Genomic DNA, 18,122 nt, shown 5'->3' with positions numbered 1-18,122 from the left:
GCGGGACGAAAACAAGGGCAGAACATGCTTTATCCTGAACTCTTCAAGACCATGGAAGCGGTGCGCTGGAACATGGCGCACGATATTCCCTGGGGCGATTTCGATCGCAGCAAGCTCTCGGACGAGCAGGCGCACACGATCAAGATGAACGCCATCACCGAGTGGGCCGCGCTGCCGGCCACCGAGATGTTCCTGCGCGACAATCGCGGCGACAGCGATTTCTGCGCGTTCATGTCGGTGTGGTTCTTCGAAGAACAGAAGCATTCCCTGGTGCTGATCGAATACCTGCGCCGCTTCCGTCCCGACCTAGTGCCCACCGAAGAAGAGCTGCACAACGTGCGCTTCGAATTCGACGTCGCGCCCGAGCTGGAAACGCTGATGCTGCACTTCTGCGGCGAAGTGCGCCTGAACCACTGGTACCGCCGCGCCGCCGAATGGCACACCGAGCCGGTCATCAAGTCGATCTACAAGACCGTGGCGCAGGACGAGGCCCGCCATGCCGGCGCCTACCTGCAATACATGCGCCGCGCGCTGCACAACCGTGGCGAAGACACCAGCGTCCAGGCGCGCATGGCGTTCTCGAAGATCGGCGTGCTGATGGCCTCGGCCGGCCGCACCCAGCAGGCGCTGCATCCGACCAACCTGCACGTCAACAAGGACCTGTTCCCCAACGACACGGTGCAGTCGCGCCTGCCCGAGCCGGGCTGGCTGGAGCATTGGCTGGACAGCCAGATCCGCTTCGACGGCGTCTGGGAGCAGAAGGTCGCCACCCGCATCCTGCACATCCTGTCCAAGCTGATGGATCGCAGCTTCGAGACGGTCAAGGACCTGAACCGCTACCGCAAGGAAATGACCGCGCTGGTGGTGCCGAAGGAAAAGGAAATCATCCTGGCCGGCGCCTGATCCGGCGGGAGGGCGGCGCGCCCCGGCCCCGGCCGGACGCGCCCGCTGAAGGGTGACGGCGGCCGCGGCCGCCGTCGTACAATCGCGGCATGCCAGCCGCCCGCTTCGAATCCAAAGTCCTGTCCCGCGACGACTGCGTCGCCGCCGTTGCCGCCGGCCGCCTGCCGCGGCCGCTGGTGTTCACCAACGGCGTCTTCGACATCCTGCATCGGGGCCACGCCACCTACCTGGACCAGGCCGCCCAGCTGGGCGCCACGCTGGTCGTGGCGGTCAACACCGATGAATCGGTGCGGCGCCTGGGCAAGGGCGCCGAGCGTCCCCTGAACCGCATGGAAGACCGCGCCGCGCTGCTGGCGGCGCTGGGCTTCGTCACGGTGGTCACGTCCTTCCACGAGGACACGCCCGAGGCCCTGATCGGCCAGCTCAAGCCGGACCTGATCGTCAAGGGCGGCGACTACGACATGGAAAAACTGCCCGAGACGGCCCTGGTCAAGACCTGGGGCGGCCGCGCGGTGGCGATCCCGTTCGAGTTCGAGCGCTCGACCACGGCGCTGGTCAAGAAGATCCAGGGCAACTGACCGCGTTGGCGGTCAGCGCGGCTCGCGCAGCAGCCGGTTGATGGCGTCCAGGTCGGACTCGGCCAGGATGCCGCTGGTGGCCTTCAGACGCAGCCCGGACAGCACCGTGCTGTAGCGCGCCAGCGCCAGGTCGCGCTGGGTGGCATAGAGCTGCTGCTGGGCGTTGAGCACGTCCAGGTTGATGCGCACGCCCACTTCGTAGCCGGTGCGGTTGGCCTCGACCGCGGCGCGGCTGGATTTCTCGCCGGCCTCGAGCGCCTGGATGCGCGCCAGGCCGCTGGTGACGCCGGTGTAGTACTGGCGCGCGGCCTGTACCGCCTGGCGCCGCGCCGCCTCGAAATCGTAGCGGGCCTTCTGTTCGAGCTGCACCTTCTCGGTGACCTGCGAGGACACCCCGCCGCCCGAATACAACGGAATCGACAGCACCACGCCGATGGTGCTGTCGATCGGCTTGCCCGGCGCGGCGTTGCGCATCACCGCGTCGCTGGCGCTGCCGCTGGTGGCGCGCAGGTTCAGGGTGGGGTAGTGGCCGCTCTTGGCGATCTGGATCTGGCGTCCGGCGATGCGGGTCAGCAGCTGGGCGCGCAAGACGTCCAGGCTGGACGATTCGGCCTGGTTGCTCCAGTCGGTCACGCGGGCCGGCTGCGGCGCGGGCAGCTGCACGCCCTGCGGCAGCTCGGCCAGCGCGCCGGGCGGGCCGCCGATGATCTTGGCCAGCTCGTCGCGGCGCACGTCCAGGTCGTTCTGCAGGCGCAGTTCCTGGGCCACCACCAGGTCGTAGCGCGCCTGCGCCTCGTAGGTGTCGGTGATGGTGGCGTTGCCCAGCTCGAAATTGCGCTTGGCGGACTCCAGCTGGCCGGCCACGGCGGCTTTCTCGGCCTCGGTCGCGGCCAGGGTGTCCTGGGCGTACAGCACGTTGAAATAGGCGTCGGCCACGCGCAGCAGCAAGTCCTGGTAGGCCTGCTGCAACTGCACTTCGACGTCGGCGACGATGAGCTTGGACTGCTCGTAGTTCTGCCAGCGGCCCCAGTCGAACAGCGGCTGGGTCAGCGCCAGGTCCCAGACGCCGCGGCCGCCGCTGTAGGCCATGTTCAGGCCGCGGGTGCTGCGGGTTTCCTGGTAGGCGCCGCCGACGCCGGCCGAGACTTCGGGCAGCAGCAGGGCGCGCGCCTGCGGTTCCTTTTCCAGGCCGGCGCGGTAGTTGGCGCGGGCCGAGGCATAGATGGGGTCGTTGCCGAGGGCGGACTGCCACACCTGCAACAGATTCTGCGCGCACGCGACAGACGGGCCGACACTTGCGGCGGAGGTAAAAACCAGTAAAGCCGTAAGCAGTCGGACGCGCATGATCTGTCAGGTGGTGGGGTGTTGCTCCAGGGAGTCGGGGTCCGGTTGCCGGCCCGCGCAGGCGGGCCGCAAGGGCGGGGCCGCGTGGCCGCCGCCGGCGGGACTCAGAACTTGAACTGCGACACCGTGGCGCCGCGCAGGGGCTTGATGACCGTTTCGAACAGATTGACGGTCTCGAAGCTGGCGGCGGTGGTGCGGGTGATGCGACAGGCCGTCATGACGGGGGCCTGGCCGACGACGACGACCAGGCGGCCGCCGACGCGCAATTGGTACTTGAGCGCGTCCGGCACGACCGGCACCGAGCCGGTCACCAGGATCGCGTCGTATTCGGTGGAGCCCCAGCCGTTGCGGCCGTCGCCGGTCTCGACCTTGACGTTGGTGACGTTGTTCATCTGCAGGTTCTGCTGCGCGAACGTGACCAGGCGGCTGTCGATCTCGACCGAGGTGACCTGTTGCGCCAGGTAGCCCAGCAGCGCGGCCTGGTAGCCGGAGCCGGTGCCGATTTCCAGCACACAGTCGGACTTGCTCAGTTGCAGTTCCTGGGCCAGGCGGGCTTCGACCTTGGGGGCGAGCATGGTCTGGCGGGTGTTGACCGCGTTGATTTCCAGCGGCAGTTCCAGGTCGGAAAACGCCAGGGCGCGCAGCGCCGGCGGAACGAACTGTTCGCGGCGCACATCGAACAGCGCTTGCAGCACGTTGGCGTCCAGGACGTCCCACGGGCGGATCTGCTGTTCCACCATGTTGAAGCGGGCTTGTTCTACGTCGGGCAGGGTCGAAGCGTTCATGACGGTCAGGAAAAAAGCGGAGGAATCAGCTGACCATTGTACCGATTCGTAGCGTCCTGTGACGCGGCGGGGCGGACCGACTGGTTACAGACGGGAAATCGGACCCGCCCGCCGGGCTCACCACCAGGCGTGGAAGTGGTGCACCGGGCCGTGGCCGGAGCCGACCGACAGGCGCTCGGCGTGGCGGATGGCCTCGGTCAGGTAGGCCTTGGCGCGGCGCGCCGCCTCGGGCACGTCCTCGACCTGCGGCAGCAGGGCGGCCAGGGCGGCCGACAGGGTGCAGCCGGTGCCGTGGGTGTTGGCGGTCTCGATGCGGTGGCCGGGCAGTTCGATCATGCGGTCGCCGTCGTGCAGCAGGTCGATGGTGTCGTTGCCGGGCAGGTGGCCGCCCTTGACCATGACCCAGCGCTGGCCCGAGTGCGCCATCTTGTTGCGCAGGCGTTCGGCCACGCGCCGCATTTCCTTGACCGTCTCCACCGGGCGCTCTTCCAGCAGCACGCCGGCCTCGGGCAGGTTGGGGGTCAGCAGCGTGGCCTGCGGCAGCAGGGCCTCGCGCATGGCGCCGACGGCGTCGCGCTCGAGCAGCAGGTCGCCGCTCTTGGCCACCATGACCGGGTCCAGCACCACGTGGGCCGGGTTCCACTTGGCCAGCTTCTCGGCCACCACCTGGATCACCGGCTGCTGGCCCAGCATGCCGATCTTGACGGCGTCGATGCGCACGTCGGCGAACAGGGTGTCGATCTGCTGGCCGACGAAGGCCGGCGGCACCGGCGAGATGCCGGTGACGCCCTGGGTGTTCTGGGCGGTGAGCGCGGCGATGACGGCGCAGCCGTAGGCGCCCAGGGCGCTCATGGCCTTGACGTCGGCCAGGATGCCGGCGCCGCCGGACGGGTCGACGCCGGCGATGGTCAGCGCGTTGGGGATGGGACGGCCGCTGGCGGCCGCTTGGCGGCTGCTCATTTGGCGCCGCCGGTGATCAGGCCTTCGGTGGGCGAGCTGGGCGCGCCGCTGTAGAGCTTCTTGGGCATGCGGCCGGCCAGGAAGGCCTCGCGGCCGGCCTCGACGCCCTTCTTCATGGCGCTGGCCATCAGCACCGGGTCGCGCGCGGCGGCGATGGCGGTGTTCATCAGCACGGCGTCGCAGCCCAGTTCCATGGCGATGGCGGCGTCCGAGGCGGTGCCCACGCCGGCGTCCACCACCACCGGCACGCGGGCCTGGTCGATGATCAGGCGCAGGTTCCAGGGGTTCAGGATGCCCATGCCGGAGCCGATCAGCGAGGCCAGCGGCATCACGGCCACGGCGCCCATGTCTTCGAGCATGCGGCACTGGATGGGATCGTCGGTGCAATAGACCATGACCTGGAAGCCCTCGTCGACCAGCGTCTTGGTGGCCTTGAGGGTTTCGGGCATGTTGGGGAACAGCGTGTGCGGATCGCCCAGCACTTCCAGCTTGACCAGGGCGTGGCCGTCCAGCAGCTCGCGCGCCAGGCGCAGCGTGCGCACGGCGTCGTCGGCCGAGTAGCAGCCGGCGGTGTTGGGCAGCAGCGTGAACTTGGACATCGGCACGTAGTCGAGCAGGTTGGGCTCGCCCGGGTTCTGGCCGATGTTGGTGCGGCGGATGGCGACCGTGACGATCTCCGTGCCGCTGGCGTCCAGCGCGGCGCGGGTCTGGTCGAAATCCTTGTACTTGCCGGTGCCGACGAGCAGGCGCGACGAGTAGGCGCGGCCGGCGATGGTGAGAGTGTCTTGAGTGGTCATGGCGGTGTGTCAAAGAGCGGGCGCGCGCTGCGGGACCCGCGGGGGCTGGCTGAACATCGGGCGGATCAACGGGTTGATCACGGTTAGCCGAATCATAAAGCACGGGGCGGCGTGTCAGTCCCCGTGGCGCCGCCGCGGCGTTCCAGAAATCGCGCTTGCCGCGCAGCCATGGGGCGCGCGAATGACCGGGTTGCGGACAGGGGCATCCCGGACGGCCCCGGCGGCGCGGGGCGAGAGCGCGCCTGTCGGGACGCCTAGGGCTGGCGCAGCCGGTCCAGGTCCGCGCACAGCTGCTCGGCCGCGTCGACCAGGCGTGGACCCGGGCGGTAGAGCGCGTCGGCATCGATGCCGTAGACGTGGCCGGCCTGCGCGGCGGGCAGGCCCATGGCGCGCCAGGCGGCCAGGTTGCGGGCGGTGTCGGCGGGCGCGGAGACGCCGGCCAGCACCGCATCGGGGCGCGCCGCCAGCACGCTTTCCAGGCCGACCTGCGGCGCCACCACGGGGGCGTCGCCGAACACGTTGACGCCGCCGCACAGGCGCAGCGCGTCGCTGACGATGCTGGCGTGGTTCAGGGTGTAGATGGGGTCCAGGCCCGCCTGCACGAAGACCCGCACCGGCGCGCGGCCGGCGTAGCGCGCGGCCAGCGCGTCGAGCCGCGCGCGCAGGGCCCGGGCGGCGGGGCCGGCCTGCGCCTCGGTGCCGAACAGCACGCCCAGGCGCTCGACCGCGTCGGGAATGGCCGCCAGCGTCTGCGGATCGCTGTAGTAGACCGCCACGCCCAGCTTGTCCATGACGCGCGCCAGCGGCGCGGCGGCGGACGGTTGCCAGGCGATGACCAGGTCGGGCCGGGTGGCGGCCACGCGTTCGGGATCGGGTTGGGTGCCGTCGCCGATGACCGGCAGGGCGCGGGCGGCGGGCGGATAGTCGCTGCCGCGGATGGTGGCCACCAGGTAGGCGCCGGCGCCGGCCGCGTAGACCAGCTCGGTGGCGTGCGGCGCCAGGGTGACCGCGCGCCGCGCCGGGGCGGCCAGGGTCACGTCGCGGCCGCGATCGTCGCGCGCGTGGATCGCCGCCGGGGTTTCGACCGAGGTCGCGGCTGGCGTCTTGGCCGAGGTGTCGGCGGCCGCCGGCCCCGGGGCGCACAGCAGCCCCAGGACGGCGAACGGAAGGGCGCGGACGAACGTCATGCGGTGGCTCGATACGGTCGGCGTGGAGGAACGCCGACTATATCGGATCGCCGCTTAGTAACGCACCGTGAGGGATGCGTAGAAGTTGCGGCCGGGCGCGGGGTACAGGTTGTACGGGCCCGTTTCGCCCAGGCTGCCGCTGCGGATGCCGTAGGTGGCGTACTTGCGGTCCAGGATGTTGTTCACGCCCACCGCGCCTTCGATGTTGCGGGTGAACTTGTACGCGACCTTGGTGTTGAACAGCACGTAGGCGTCCAGCTGCTTGTCGAACTCGTTGGCCTGGTCGTTGTCCAGGCGCGACTTGCCGACGTATTGCGCGGCCACGTTCCACAGGAACGCGTCGGTGGGGCGCCAGGTCACGCCGGCATTGGCCAGCCACTTCGGCGCCATCGGCACGGTCTTGCCGGCCAGGTCGACGCCGTTGTAGGTGCCCGAGCGGAACTGCGCTTCCATCCAGGTCAGGTTGGCATCCAGCGTCACGCCGCGGACGATCTCATGATGGCCTTCCAGTTCGATGCCTTGGCGGCGGGTCGGATCCAGGTTGACGTTGGCGCCGAACATGTCGGCCAGCGGGTTGTACTGGATTTCGTTGGTCAGGTCATAGCGGAACCACGACAGGCGGGCGCTGCTGCGTTCCGATTGCCAGGTCACGCCCAGTTCCTTGTCGGTGGAGGTTTGGGGCGCCAGCGGATTCTGCACCCACAGCAATTCGTCGCTGTTGGCCAGGCGGAAGCTGCGGCCGACCTTGCCGTACACGCCGAAACCGCTGCTCAGGTCCTGGCGCACGCCCAACTGCCAGGCGGTCAGGTGGTGGCCGCTGTCCGACGGATTGCCGCCGGTACCGGACAGGATTTCCAGCTTGTCCGAGGCGTACTGGCGGCGCACGCCCATGGTGATGTTGGTGCTTTCGGTGGCGCGGATCTGGCCTTCGGCGAACAGCCCGTATTGATGCTGGCGCGATTGCATCTTGGATTGGATCGGGTCGTAGTAGGCGTCTTGCGTTACCGTGCTCCTGGATTCGAGCGCATCGGCGCCGAGGATGACGCTGTGGCCGCCGGTGATCGGCAGGCGGTAGCGCAGGCTGGCGCTGTTTTCCACCAGCTTCTGGTCGCGCAGCGTGTCGCCACCGTTGTCGAACATGCTGGGCGCGGCGTAGGTCAGGCCGTGCAGTTTCTTGTTGCGGCTGGCCAGGTCGGCGTAGAGCGTGCCGACGCCCAGCGCCTGTTCGAGCTGCAGGCCGATGGTGGTCGACGTGGACTTGATGAAGTCGGCGTCGTTCTTGGCGCCGCGGCGGTCGTCCTGGTACTGGTTCAGGCCGGTGAGCGGATTGATCTGGCGCGGGCCGGGCAGTTCCAGGCGCTGCGTGGTGGTGTTGCCGTACAGGCGGATCGAGCCGTCGGCATGGCGGAAAGTGATGCCGCCGCCGCCGCCCTCACGGGTTTCGGCGTTGTTGTCGCGGTAGCCATCGCTGTGCAGCGATTGCATGTAGGCGTCGACCCCGACCTTCTGGTTGTTCAGCGCCACGGCGGCGTCGTACTGGCGCAGGCCGTAGCTGCCGAAAGTGGCGGTGGCGCGGGCCGTGACCGGCTCCTTGGCGAAGTCCTTGCGGGTGATGATGTTGATCACGCCGCCGGTGGCGCCGCCGCCGTATTGCACCGAACCGCTGCCGCGCACGATTTCGACGCGCTCGACCTGGTCCAGGGGCACCACGCCCAAGTTGGGGGCGGACAGGTCGTTGGGGTTCTGCTTGACGCCGTCGATCATGATCAGCGTGTTGCTGGCGCCGGTCACGCCGAAGCCGCGCAGGTCGACCATGGCGCCGTCGGCCGAGCCTGAGTTGTTGATCAAGTGGATGCCGGCCTGCGTCGACAGCAGGTCCTGCATGGTGCGGGCGCTGCTGGCGGCGATGTCTTCGGCGGTGATGACCGAGATCGACACGGGCAGCGTGCGGCCATCCGTCGGCACGCGCTGGGCGGTGACGGTGATGCTGTCGAGTTCGGGGGCGGGGGTGGCGGCTTGCTGGGCGGCGGACAGGGCCGGGGCGGAGCAGAGCAGGGCGCCGGCGTAGCGCCGGATGGAGCGGGATTTCATCTACAAGACCTCGATGCGACCCGCGACCCCGCAGGTCAATCACGATGGGGAGGAAACCCGGGCCACGCCGCGCCTCCTGGGAGCGGGCGCCGGACGGGCGTCCTGGCGATCGAACTGGCCGGTATCGGGCTGCCATGGGCGCATCGCGCGCATGGGGACCGTTGCGGGGGCAGCACAGGCTGGATGTCCGGGCCGGCCGGCCTTGTGGGCGGCGGGGCGGATGTCTTCCTGTTTCCCGTTTACCTTTCGCGCGCGGACCGGCAAGTGTTGCGTTCTTGCCTGTCCCAGTGCGCCGAAAGCACCGGTTCGGGGCCGAAACTGTATCACCGCAGGGCGAAACAGGGCCTGTTTTGTTACGATCAGGGGTTGATTTTTCGGCCTTTATCGCTTTTTAGCGACATTTGCGCGGCCGCTTTCGTTGCCCAACCCCTCCCTTCGGACCTGAACGTGTCGTATCCCCGCCTGCCTTATCCGCCCGAGCGCTTCACCCGCGGCGGCGACTTCGCCCGGCTGCTCGGCCAGCGCATCCTGATCCTGGACGGAGCGATGGGCACGATGATCCAGCGCTACAAGCTGGGCGAGGCCGATTTCCGCGGCGAACGTTTCGCCGGCCATGGCAAGGACCTGAAGGGCGACAACGAGCTGCTGTCGCTGGTGCGGCCGGACGTGATCTCGGAGATCCACCGCCAGTACCTGGAGGCCGGCGCCGACGTCATCGAGACCAACACCTTCGGCGCCACCTCGATCGCGCAGGGCGACTATGACCTGCCGGAGCTGGCCTACGAATTGAACCTGGTGTCCGCGCAGCTGGCGCGCGAGGCCTGTGACCAGTACAGCACGCCGGACAAGCCGCGCTTCGTGGCCGGCGCGCTCGGCCCGCAGCCCAAGACGGCGTCGATCTCGCCCGACGTGAACGACCCGGGCGCGCGCAACGTCACCTTCGACGAGCTGCGCGTCGCCTATATCGAACAGCTCAACGGCCTGCTGGACGGCGGCATCGACATCGTCCTGATCGAGACCATCTTCGACACGCTCAACGCCAAGGCGGCGATCTTCGCCACCGAGGAAGTGTTCGAGCAGCGCGGCATCCGCCTGCCGGTGATGATCTCGGGCACCGTCACCGACGCCTCCGGCCGCATCCTGTCGGGCCAGACCGTCGAGGCCTTCTGGAACTCGGTGCGCCATGCGCGCCCGGTCACCATCGGCCTGAACTGCGCGCTGGGCGCGGCGCTGATGCGTCCGTACGTGGCCGAGCTGTCCAAGATCTGCGATACCTACGTCTGCGTCTACCCCAATGCCGGCCTGCCCAACCCGATGGCCGAGACCGGCTTCGACGAGACGCCGGCCGACACCTCGGCGCTGCTGGAGGAATTCGCCCGCGCCGGGCTGGTGAACATGTCGGGCGGCTGCTGCGGCACCACGCCCGACCACATCCGCGCGATCGCCGACAAGGTCACGGCGCTGACGCCGCGGGTGGTGCCGGACATTCCGGTCAAGACCCGCCTGTCGGGCCTGGAGCCGCTCAACATCGACGAAGACACGCTGTACGTGAACGTGGGCGAGCGCACCAACGTCACCGGCAGCAAGATGTTCGCGCGCCTGATCCGCGAAGAGAAATACGACGAGGCGCTGGCCGTGGCCCGCCAGCAGGTCGAGAACGGCGCGCAGATCATCGACATCAACATGGACGAGGCCATGCTGGATTCGGTGGCGTGCATGCACCGCTTCCTGAACCTGATCGCCTCCGAGCCCGACATCGCGCGCGTGCCGGTCATGATCGACAGTTCCAAGTGGGACGTGATCGAGACCGGCCTGAAATGCGTGCAGGGCAAGCCGGTGGTCAACTCGATCTCGATGAAGGAAGGCCTGGAGCCGTTCCGCCACCACGCCCGCCTGTGCCGCCGCTACGGCGCGGCGGTGGTGGTGATGGCGTTCGACGAACTGGGCCAGGCCGACACGCTGGAACGCCGCAAGGAGATCTGCGGCCGCGCCTACAAGATCCTGGTCGAGGAAGAGGGCTTCCCGCCGGAAGACATCATTTTCGATCCCAACGTGTTCGCGGTCGCCACCGGCATCGACGAGCACAACCACTACGCCGTCGACTTCATCGAGGGCACGCGCTGGATCCGCGAGAACCTGCCGCATGCCCGCATCTCGGGCGGCGTGTCGAACGTGAGCTTCTCGTTCCGCGGCAACGAGCCGATGCGCGAGGCCATCCACACCGTGTTCCTGTATTACGCGGTCAAGGAAGGCATGACGATGGGCATCGTCAACGCCGGCCAGCTGGGCGTGTATGCCGACCTCGATCCCAAGCTGCGCGACCTGGTCGAGGACGTGGTGCTGGACCGCGCCGAGCCGGTCGGCAAGACCGACCCGGCCGATGAGCGCACGCCGACCGAGCGCCTGGTGCAGTTCGCCGACACGGTGAAGGGCTCGGGCGCCAAGAAGGAAGAAGACCTGGCCTGGCGCAATGCCGGAGTCGAGGCGCGCCTGTCGCACGCGCTGGTGCACGGCATCACCGCCTTCATCGTCGAGGACACCGAAGAGGTGCGCCAGAAGATCGCCGCGCGCGGCGGCCGTCCGATCGAGGTGATCGAAGGCCCGCTGATGGACGGCATGAACGTGGTCGGCGACCTGTTCGGCGAAGGCAAGATGTTCCTGCCGCAGGTGGTGAAGTCGGCGCGCGTGATGAAGCAGGCGGTGGCCCACCTGATTCCCTTCATCGAAGAGGAAAAGCGCCAGATCGCGGCCGCGGGCGGCGACGTGCGCGCCAAGGGCAAGATCGTCATCGCCACCGTCAAGGGCGACGTGCACGACATCGGCAAGAACATCGTGTCGGTGGTCCTGCAGTGCAACAACTTCGAAGTGGTGAACATGGGCGTGATGGTGCCCTGCGCCCAGATCCTGGAGAAGGCCAAGGAAGAGAACGCCGACATCGTCGGCCTGTCGGGCCTGATCACGCCCAGCCTGGAGGAAATGGCCTACGTCGCCTCGGAAATGCAGCGCGACGAGTATTTCCGCAGCCGCAAGGTGCCGCTGATGATCGGCGGCGCCACCACCAGCCGCGTGCACACCGCCGTCAAGATCGCGCCGAACTACGAAGGGCCGGTGATCTACGTGCCGGACGCCAGCCGCTCGGTGGGCGTGGCCACCAACCTGATGTCCGACCAGTCGGACGCCTACCTGGCGGAACTGGCCGAGGAATACGAGGACGTGCGCCGCCGCCACGCCAACCGCAAGGCCGCGCCGATCCTGCCGCTGGCCGAGGCGCGCGCCTCGCGGCCGCGGATCGACTGGGACAGCTACACGCCGCCGCGCCCCAAGTTCATCGGCCGCCGCACCTTCAAGAGCTACGACCTGGCCGAGATCGCCAAGTACGTGGACTGGGGCCCGTTCTTCCAGACCTGGAGCCTGTTCGGCCCGTTCCCGGCGATCCTGGACGACAAGGTCGTGGGCGAGCAGGCGCGCAAGGTCTACGCCGACGGCCTGGCCATGATGAAGCGCATCGTCGAGGGCCGCTGGCTGACCGCCAACGGCGTGGTCGGCTTCTACCCGGCCAACAGCGTCAACGACGAGGACATCGAGGTCTACAAGGACGAGAGCCGCAGCGAGGTGCTGTTCACCTACCGCAACCTGCGCCAGCAGGGCGCCAAGCGCGAGGGCGTCAGCAACAAGTCGCTGTCGGACTTCATCGCGCCGAAGTCCAGCGGCAAGCTGGACTACATCGGCATGTTCGCGGTGACGGCGGGCCTGGGCATCGAGAAGAAGGAAGCCGAGTTCGAGAAGGCGCTGGACGACTACTCCAGCATCATGCTGAAGTCGCTGGCCGACCGCCTGGCCGAAGCCTTCGCCGAATGCCTGCACGCCCGCGTGCGCCAGGACCTGTGGGGCTACGCGGCCGACGAGGCGCTGTCCATCGATGACATGATCGCCGAGAAGTACGTCGGCATCCGCCCGGCGCCCGGCTATCCGGCCTGCCCGGAACACGTGGTCAAGACCGACATGTTCCGCGTGCTGGACGGCGCCGACATCGGCATGATGCTGACCGACAGCTACGCCATGTTCCCGGCCTCGAGCGTGTCGGGTTTCTACTTCAGCCATCCGCAGTCGCAGTACTTCAACGTCGGCATCATTGGCGAAGACCAGTTGCAGGACTACGCCGCGCGCAGCGGCCGCAGCATCGAGGACCTCAAGCGCACCCTGGCGCCGAACCTGGGCTGAGGCGGCCCGCGCCGCCGCGCCGGGCCCGCCCGGCATTCCAGCGCCACCCCAGCGCCACCCCAGCGCCGCCCCGGCTCGTCCGGCGCGGCGCTTTGTTTTATTCGGACGGTTTACCAAATGGATAGTGGTAAACCATGATGCGACAAATTGGTAAACCACATAATATTTGGTCCAACCACTTTCAACCGACATGACACTACAACTGATTCCCAAGCCCGAAGAACCCGCCGGCAAGCCGGTGGCCGACCGCGCCTACCTGCGGCTGGCCGCGCAGATCCAGGCGCTGGTGGCGCAGGGCGAGTTCGCGGTGGGCAAGCGCCTGCCGGCCGAGCGCGCGCTGGCCGAGCGCTTCGACGTCAGCCGCACCTCGCTGCGCGAGGCCATCATCGCGCTGGAACTGCAGGGCGTGGTGGAAGTGCGCGGCGGCTCGGGCATCTATGTCTGTGAACCGCGCCCGGGCGTGGCGCGGCTGCCGGCCGCGCAGGAGCCGGGCGCCGGGCCGTTCGAGCTGCTGCGCGCGCGCTGCCTGGTCGAATCGGAAATCGCCGCGCTGGCGGCCAGCACCCGCAACGATGCCGACCTGGATCGCATCTTCGAGGCGCTGACCACCATGCGCGAGCAGATGATGCACAAGGAAGAAAACCAGGAGGCCGACCGCCGTTTCCACCTGTACATCGCGCAGTCCACCGGCAACAGCGTGCTGCTGGGCACCGTGACGGCGATGTGGGACCAGGCGCAAGGGCCCATCTGGGAAAAGATCGAACAGCATTTCCATACGCAGGAATTGCGCCAGGCTTCGCAGGAAGACCATCAGCGCATCTTCAGCGCGCTGGTGGCGCGCGATGCGGACGGCGCGCGGCAGGCCATGCGCAATCACCTCGAACGCGTGATCGGCGAATTCGCGCAGGGGTGGCGTTGACGTAGTACCGGCAGGCGGCCCCCGGCAGAGCGCGGAAGATACCGCGCCCCGGAACCGGGCGACACACATCAGGAGACAACAGGATGCAGCAAAGGAACAAGGGGAGCCGCGCCTGGCACAGGGCGGCGGCGATGCTGTCGGCGTGCGCGCTGGCGGCCTATGCGCTGGCGGCGCCGGCGATAGCGCAGGAAGCGCCCGCGGCGGGCCAGAGCGCGCGCATCGATGCGATCCGCAAGGCGGGCGAGCTGCGCGTCGGCGTGCTGCAGAACGCGCCTTGGCTGCTGCAGGACGTGTCCGGCAAGGGCGGCGAGGGCTGGAGCGGTCCGGCCTGGCTGCTGGCCAAGGAATACGCCCGCCTGCTGGGCGTGAAGCTGACGCCGGTGCAGGTCTCGCACGAGACCAAGGTGCCGGTGCTGGCGGCCAATCAGGTCGACATGACCATCAGCCCGCTGGCCGAGACGCCGGAGCGCCTGAAAGTGGTCGACTTCGTGCTGTATTCGTCCACCAGCGTCTGCCTGTTCGGCCTGGCGTCGAATGCCAAGGTGGCCGCGGCCAAGTCGGTCGATGACCTGAACCGGCCCGGCGTCACCATCGCCTATTTCACCGGCGGCGCCGAGGAGGCCTGGGTCAAGCAGCGCTTTCCCAACGCGACGCTGCGCGCCGTGGCCAACTCGGGCGCCACCGCGCCGATCGAGGAAATCATGGCCAAGCGCGCCGACGCGGCGCCGATCAACCGCGTGCCCTGGGTCGGCCTGAGCCGCAAGGTGCGCGGTCTGGCCGTGCTGCCCGCCGAGGCCAACTGCCAGCAGAGCACCGAAAAGGCCTCGCCGGTGGGCCTGGCGATCGACAAGAACCAACCCGAATACCTGGCCTGGCTGCGGCAGGTGGCCGCCGGCATGAAGACGCGCCTGGACGCCGACGAAATGCGCATCATCGAACAGACCCCGTAGGCCGCACCGGCCTTTTCCCACCCCCTGGATTTTCCGACCACGCGCAAGGCGCGCGGCCCGGGCGACTGCCCGCGGCCTCGCGCGTCCGCATCCGGCGTCCGCCGCCGGGCTTCCCTCCAAGGAGACCGCAATGCAACCGTCCTTCCTTTCCCGCTTCGCCGCCGCCGCCCTGCTGCTGGCCGGCGCCGCCACCGCCCAGGCGCAGACGCCGCCCGCGCCCGGCGAGAGCCCGCGCATCGACGCCATCCGCAAGGCCGGCGTGCTGCGCGTGGGCGTGGTCAACAACCCGCCGTGGCTGGTGCAGAACACCACCGGCTCGGGCGAACCCTGGATGGGCTCGTCCTGGCTGCTGGGCAAGGAATTCGCGCGCCTGCTGGACGTGAAGATCGTGCCGGTGCAGGTCAGCCACGAAACCAAGGTGCCGGCGCTGATCGCCAACCAGATGGACATCATGATCGGGCCGCTGAACCAGAACGCCGAGCGCGCCAAGATCATCGACTTCGTCACCTTCTCGAACACCAGCGTCTGCATGTTCGGCCTGGCGTCCAACCCCAAGTTCACCAACGCCACCAAGGTCGAGGACTTCAACCAGCCCGGCATCACCATGGCGTATTTCTCGGGCGCCGGCGAAGAGCCGCTGGTGCTGGAGAACTTTCCCAAGGCCAAGCTGCGCGGCGTGACCAACTCGGGCTCGGTGGCGCCGATCGAGGAAGTGCTGGCGGGCCGCTCCGACGTGGCGCCGCTGAACCGCATGCTGTGGCCCAACATCAGCAGGAAGGTCAAGGGCCTGGCCGTGTTCCCCAAGGAAAACGACTGCCAGGACAGCAAGATCTTCGCGATCGACGCGGGCATGGGCGTGGCCAAGAACCAGCCGGTGTACCTGGAGTGGCTGCGCAAGGTGGAAGCGCGCATGCATCCCGAACTGGTGGCCGAAGAGCGCCGCATGACCCAGACCCTGAAGTAAGGCGGACACACCATGCTCAATTGCGCAATCCATGGGGCCGAAGACCTGCGGCTGGTCGAGCAGGCGCCCGAGCCGCTGGGCCCGACGCAAGTGCGCGTCGGCGTCAAGGCGGTCGGCATCTGCGGTTCGGACCTGCATTACTACCGCCACGGCCGGGTCGGCGATTTCGTCATCCGCGAACCGCTGACGCCCGGCCACGAGGCCTCGGGCCAGGTGCTGGAGGTCGGTTCGGGGGTCACCGCCGTCAAGCCGGGCGACCGCGTGGCGCTGGATCCGGCGCGCACCTGCGGCGTGTGCCGCTACTGCCGCCAGGGCGATTCCAACCACTGCGAGGCGGTGTTCTTCTTCGGCAGCGCCAGCCGCTATCCGCACATGCAGGGCGCGATGCGCGAGCAGGTGGTGGTGCAGGAAAAACAGTGCGTGCCGGTGCCCGACAGCCTGTCGTTCGAGCTGGCCGCCTTCGGCGAGCCGCTGGCGGTGGCGTTGCACGCGGTGCGCAGCGCCGGATCGTTGCTGGGCAAGACGGTGATGGTGGTGGGCGCCGGGCCGATCGGCGCGCTGGTGCTGATGGCGGCGCGCCTGGCCGGCGCCAGCCACGTCATCGTGGTCGACATCGTCGACCAGACCCTGGCCACCTGCGCCAAGGTCGGCGCCACGCGCACCATCAACGCCGCCGCCGAGCCGGCCGCGCTGGACGAGCTGGCGGCGGGCAAGGGCACGGTCGATGTGTGCTTCGAGGCTTCCGGCAACTACGCCGGGCTGGCCAACTGCATCCGCGCCACGCGGCCGCGCGGCACCATCGTCACGGTCGGCACGCTGAATGGCAGCAGCGAGCAGTGCCCGTTCAACCAGATCATGGTCAAGAGCCTGAACGTCGTCGGCAGCTTCCGCTTCGTCGATGAATACGCCTGGGCGGTGGACTACCTGGGCCGCGGCCTGGTGGACGTCGCGCCGCTGCTGACGGCGGCGGTGCCGGCGCGCCAGGCGCACGAGGCCTTCGCGCTGGCGGCCGACCGGCGCCAGGCCATGAAAGTGATGGTGACGTTCTGAGCCCGCCCGGGCTCGTGTCGGCACGGAGATTCCATGGATTTCGATTTTTCCCCCATCGTCGATAACTGGCGTTTCTTCGCCAGCGGCCTGGGCATCACGGTGGCGCTCAGTGCCGTCACGGCGGTGTCCAGCATCCTGCTGGGCCTGGTGATCGCGCTGCTGCGCCTGTACGGGCCGCGTTGGCTGCGGGTGCTGCTGGTGTTCTACATCGACAGCATGCGCGCCATCCCGGTGCTGGTGGTGCTGGTGTGGATCTACTTCGCCTTCCCGCTGCTGGCCGGCGTGACCTTCGCGCCGTTCTGGGCGGCGCTGGTGGCGTTGACGCTGCACATCGCGGCCTATTCGGCCGAGGTGATCCGCGCCGGCATCGAGTCGGTGCGGCCGGGGCAGATGCGCGCCGGCCTGGCGCTCGGCATGTCGCGGGCCCAGGCGCTGCGCAAGATCATCCTGCCGCAGGCCACCATCCGCATGCTGCCGGCCTTCGGCTCGGTGCTGACGGTGGCGATCAAGGACACCGCCATCGCCACCGTGATCGCGGTGCCCGAGCTGATGCACAAGGCCGAGACGATCGCCGGGCAGAGCTACCGGCCGATCGAGGTGTTCACCGCGGTGATCGTGGCGTACTTCGTGATCCTGTTCCCGGTGACGCGCGGCGTGGACCGGCTGTACCAACGTTACGCACACCTGGGGCGCTCATGAATCTGGACTGGGGAATTATCTGGGACTCGCGCCAGGTGCTGCTGCAGGGCGCGGCCATGACCGTGATGCTGACGGTGGTGACGATGGCGCTGGCGGTGCCGGGCGGCATGGTGCTGGCGCTGATGCGGCTGTCGTCGAACCGCGTGGCCAACGGCGTCGCGGTGGCGATCGTCGAGTTCTTCCGCAACCTGCCGCTGATCCTGGTGATCTATTGGGCGTTCTACGTGATGCCGATGGCGCTGGACGTGCAGTTCTCGGCGGTGACGACGGCGCTGGTGGCGTTGGTGCTGAACGTGTCGGCCTACAACTCCGAGACCTTCCGCGCCGGCATCAATTCGATCCGCAAGGGCCAGATGGAGGCCGCGCTGGCGATGGGCATGTCGCGCCGCCAGGCCATGTTCAAGGTGCTGGTGCCGCAGGCGGCGCGGCGCATCCTGCCGGTGCTGGCCAGCACCTGGATCTCGCTGTTCAAGGACACCTCGCTGGTGTCGGTGATCGCCGTCAGCGAGCTGGCCTACGCCTCGATGCAGGTGCGCGCGCAGAGCTTCCGCGTGCTGGAAATGCTGACCGCGATGGCGGTGATCTATTGGCTGATGGGCTATCCGCAGGCCAAGCTGGTCGACTGGATCCACCGCAAATACGGAGTCAAGGAGTGAACGAGATGATCCTGGAAC

At 68.4% G+C, this 18,122-nt stretch carries 15 protein-coding genes; 9 read left to right on the top strand and 6 right to left on the bottom strand.

The features are described from left to right. Positions 1–24: 24 nt before the first annotated feature. On the top strand, positions 25–903 hold the full coding sequence (locus tag I6I07_RS04705) for a ferritin-like domain-containing protein (RefSeq protein WP_198485812.1): 879 nt from the start codon (positions 25–27) through the stop codon (positions 901–903). Between the two features lie 89 nt (positions 904–992). Further along, positions 993–1,481, top strand: a complete 489-nt coding sequence (locus I6I07_RS04700) for an adenylyltransferase/cytidyltransferase family protein (protein ID WP_006392635.1) — start codon at positions 993–995, stop codon at positions 1,479–1,481. A 12-nt stretch (positions 1,482–1,493) separates the two neighbouring features. Here the strand turns inward: I6I07_RS04700 and I6I07_RS04695 are convergent, their stop codons facing one another. The 6 genes from I6I07_RS04695 to I6I07_RS04670 all read right to left on the bottom strand — a co-directional run bounded on the left by I6I07_RS04695 (position 1,494) and on the right by I6I07_RS04670 (position 8,645). After that, on the bottom strand, positions 1,494–2,825 hold the full coding sequence (locus I6I07_RS04695; RefSeq protein WP_198485811.1) for a TolC family outer membrane protein: 1,332 nt from the start codon (positions 2,823–2,825) through the stop codon (positions 1,494–1,496). A gap of 104 nt (positions 2,826–2,929) precedes the next feature. Next, the gene (locus I6I07_RS04690) at positions 2,930–3,610 is read right to left on the bottom strand and encodes a protein-L-isoaspartate O-methyltransferase family protein (protein WP_006386870.1); all 681 of its coding nucleotides are present in this window, start codon (positions 3,608–3,610) and stop codon (positions 2,930–2,932) included. Positions 3,611–3,727: 117 nt separating this feature from the next. Then, positions 3,728–4,570, bottom strand: coding sequence for a bifunctional hydroxymethylpyrimidine kinase/phosphomethylpyrimidine kinase (gene thiD / locus I6I07_RS04685; protein ID WP_198485810.1), 843 nt, complete (start codon positions 4,568–4,570; stop codon positions 3,728–3,730). Continuing rightward, positions 4,567–5,367, bottom strand: coding sequence for a thiazole synthase (locus I6I07_RS04680; protein ID WP_198485809.1), 801 nt, complete (start codon positions 5,365–5,367; stop codon positions 4,567–4,569). The genes thiD and I6I07_RS04680 overlap by 4 nt, the downstream gene beginning before the upstream one ends. Positions 5,368–5,621: 254 nt before the next feature. Beyond that, positions 5,622–6,554: a cobalamin-binding protein gene (locus I6I07_RS04675; RefSeq protein WP_198485808.1), complete on the bottom strand. Its 933-nt coding sequence runs from the start codon at positions 6,552–6,554 to the stop codon at positions 5,622–5,624. Between the two features lie 54 nt (positions 6,555–6,608). Further along, complete coding sequence (locus tag I6I07_RS04670; protein WP_198485807.1) at positions 6,609–8,645, bottom strand: TonB-dependent receptor; 2,037 nt, start codon at positions 8,643–8,645, stop codon at positions 6,609–6,611. A gap of 447 nt (positions 8,646–9,092) precedes the next feature. On the opposite strand from I6I07_RS04670, the gene metH reads away from it, so the two are divergent. From metH to I6I07_RS04635, 7 genes are all read left to right on the top strand, one after another. Then, positions 9,093–12,866 carry a methionine synthase gene (gene metH / locus I6I07_RS04665; protein ID WP_198485806.1) on the top strand — a complete coding sequence of 1,258 codons (3,774 nt, stop codon included), beginning with the start codon at positions 9,093–9,095 and terminating at the stop codon, positions 12,864–12,866. A 190-nt stretch (positions 12,867–13,056) separates the two neighbouring features. Further along, positions 13,057–13,785, top strand: a complete 729-nt coding sequence (locus I6I07_RS04660) for a FadR/GntR family transcriptional regulator (RefSeq protein ID WP_180188498.1) — start codon at positions 13,057–13,059, stop codon at positions 13,783–13,785. Positions 13,786–13,868: 83 nt separating this feature from the next. After that, positions 13,869–14,735 (top strand): substrate-binding periplasmic protein, encoded by an 867-nt coding sequence (locus I6I07_RS04655; protein WP_198485805.1) that lies wholly within the window; start codon positions 13,869–13,871, stop codon positions 14,733–14,735. Between the two features lie 130 nt (positions 14,736–14,865). Then, a complete protein-coding gene (locus I6I07_RS04650) occupies positions 14,866–15,699 on the top strand; it encodes a substrate-binding periplasmic protein (RefSeq protein WP_198485804.1) in 834 nt (277 codons plus the stop codon). A gap of 12 nt (positions 15,700–15,711) precedes the next feature. Continuing rightward, positions 15,712–16,749: an L-idonate 5-dehydrogenase gene (locus I6I07_RS04645; RefSeq protein WP_198485803.1), complete on the top strand. Its 1,038-nt coding sequence runs from the start codon at positions 15,712–15,714 to the stop codon at positions 16,747–16,749. A 33-nt stretch (positions 16,750–16,782) separates the two neighbouring features. After that, a complete protein-coding gene (locus I6I07_RS04640) occupies positions 16,783–17,448 on the top strand; it encodes an amino acid ABC transporter permease (protein ID WP_006392647.1) in 666 nt (221 codons plus the stop codon). Then, positions 17,445–18,104, top strand: coding sequence for an amino acid ABC transporter permease (locus I6I07_RS04635; RefSeq protein WP_006392648.1), 660 nt, complete (start codon positions 17,445–17,447; stop codon positions 18,102–18,104). Before I6I07_RS04640 ends, I6I07_RS04635 begins: the two co-directional genes overlap by 4 nt. Positions 18,105–18,122: the final 18 nt, after the last annotated feature.

This window comes from Achromobacter deleyi, assembly GCF_016127315.1.
GTDB classification, from domain to species: domain Bacteria; phylum Pseudomonadota; class Gammaproteobacteria; order Burkholderiales; family Burkholderiaceae_B; genus Achromobacter; species Achromobacter insuavis_A.
Note: the sequence above shows the minus strand (reverse complement) of the source record. Positions and strands in the feature narration are given on the sequence as shown.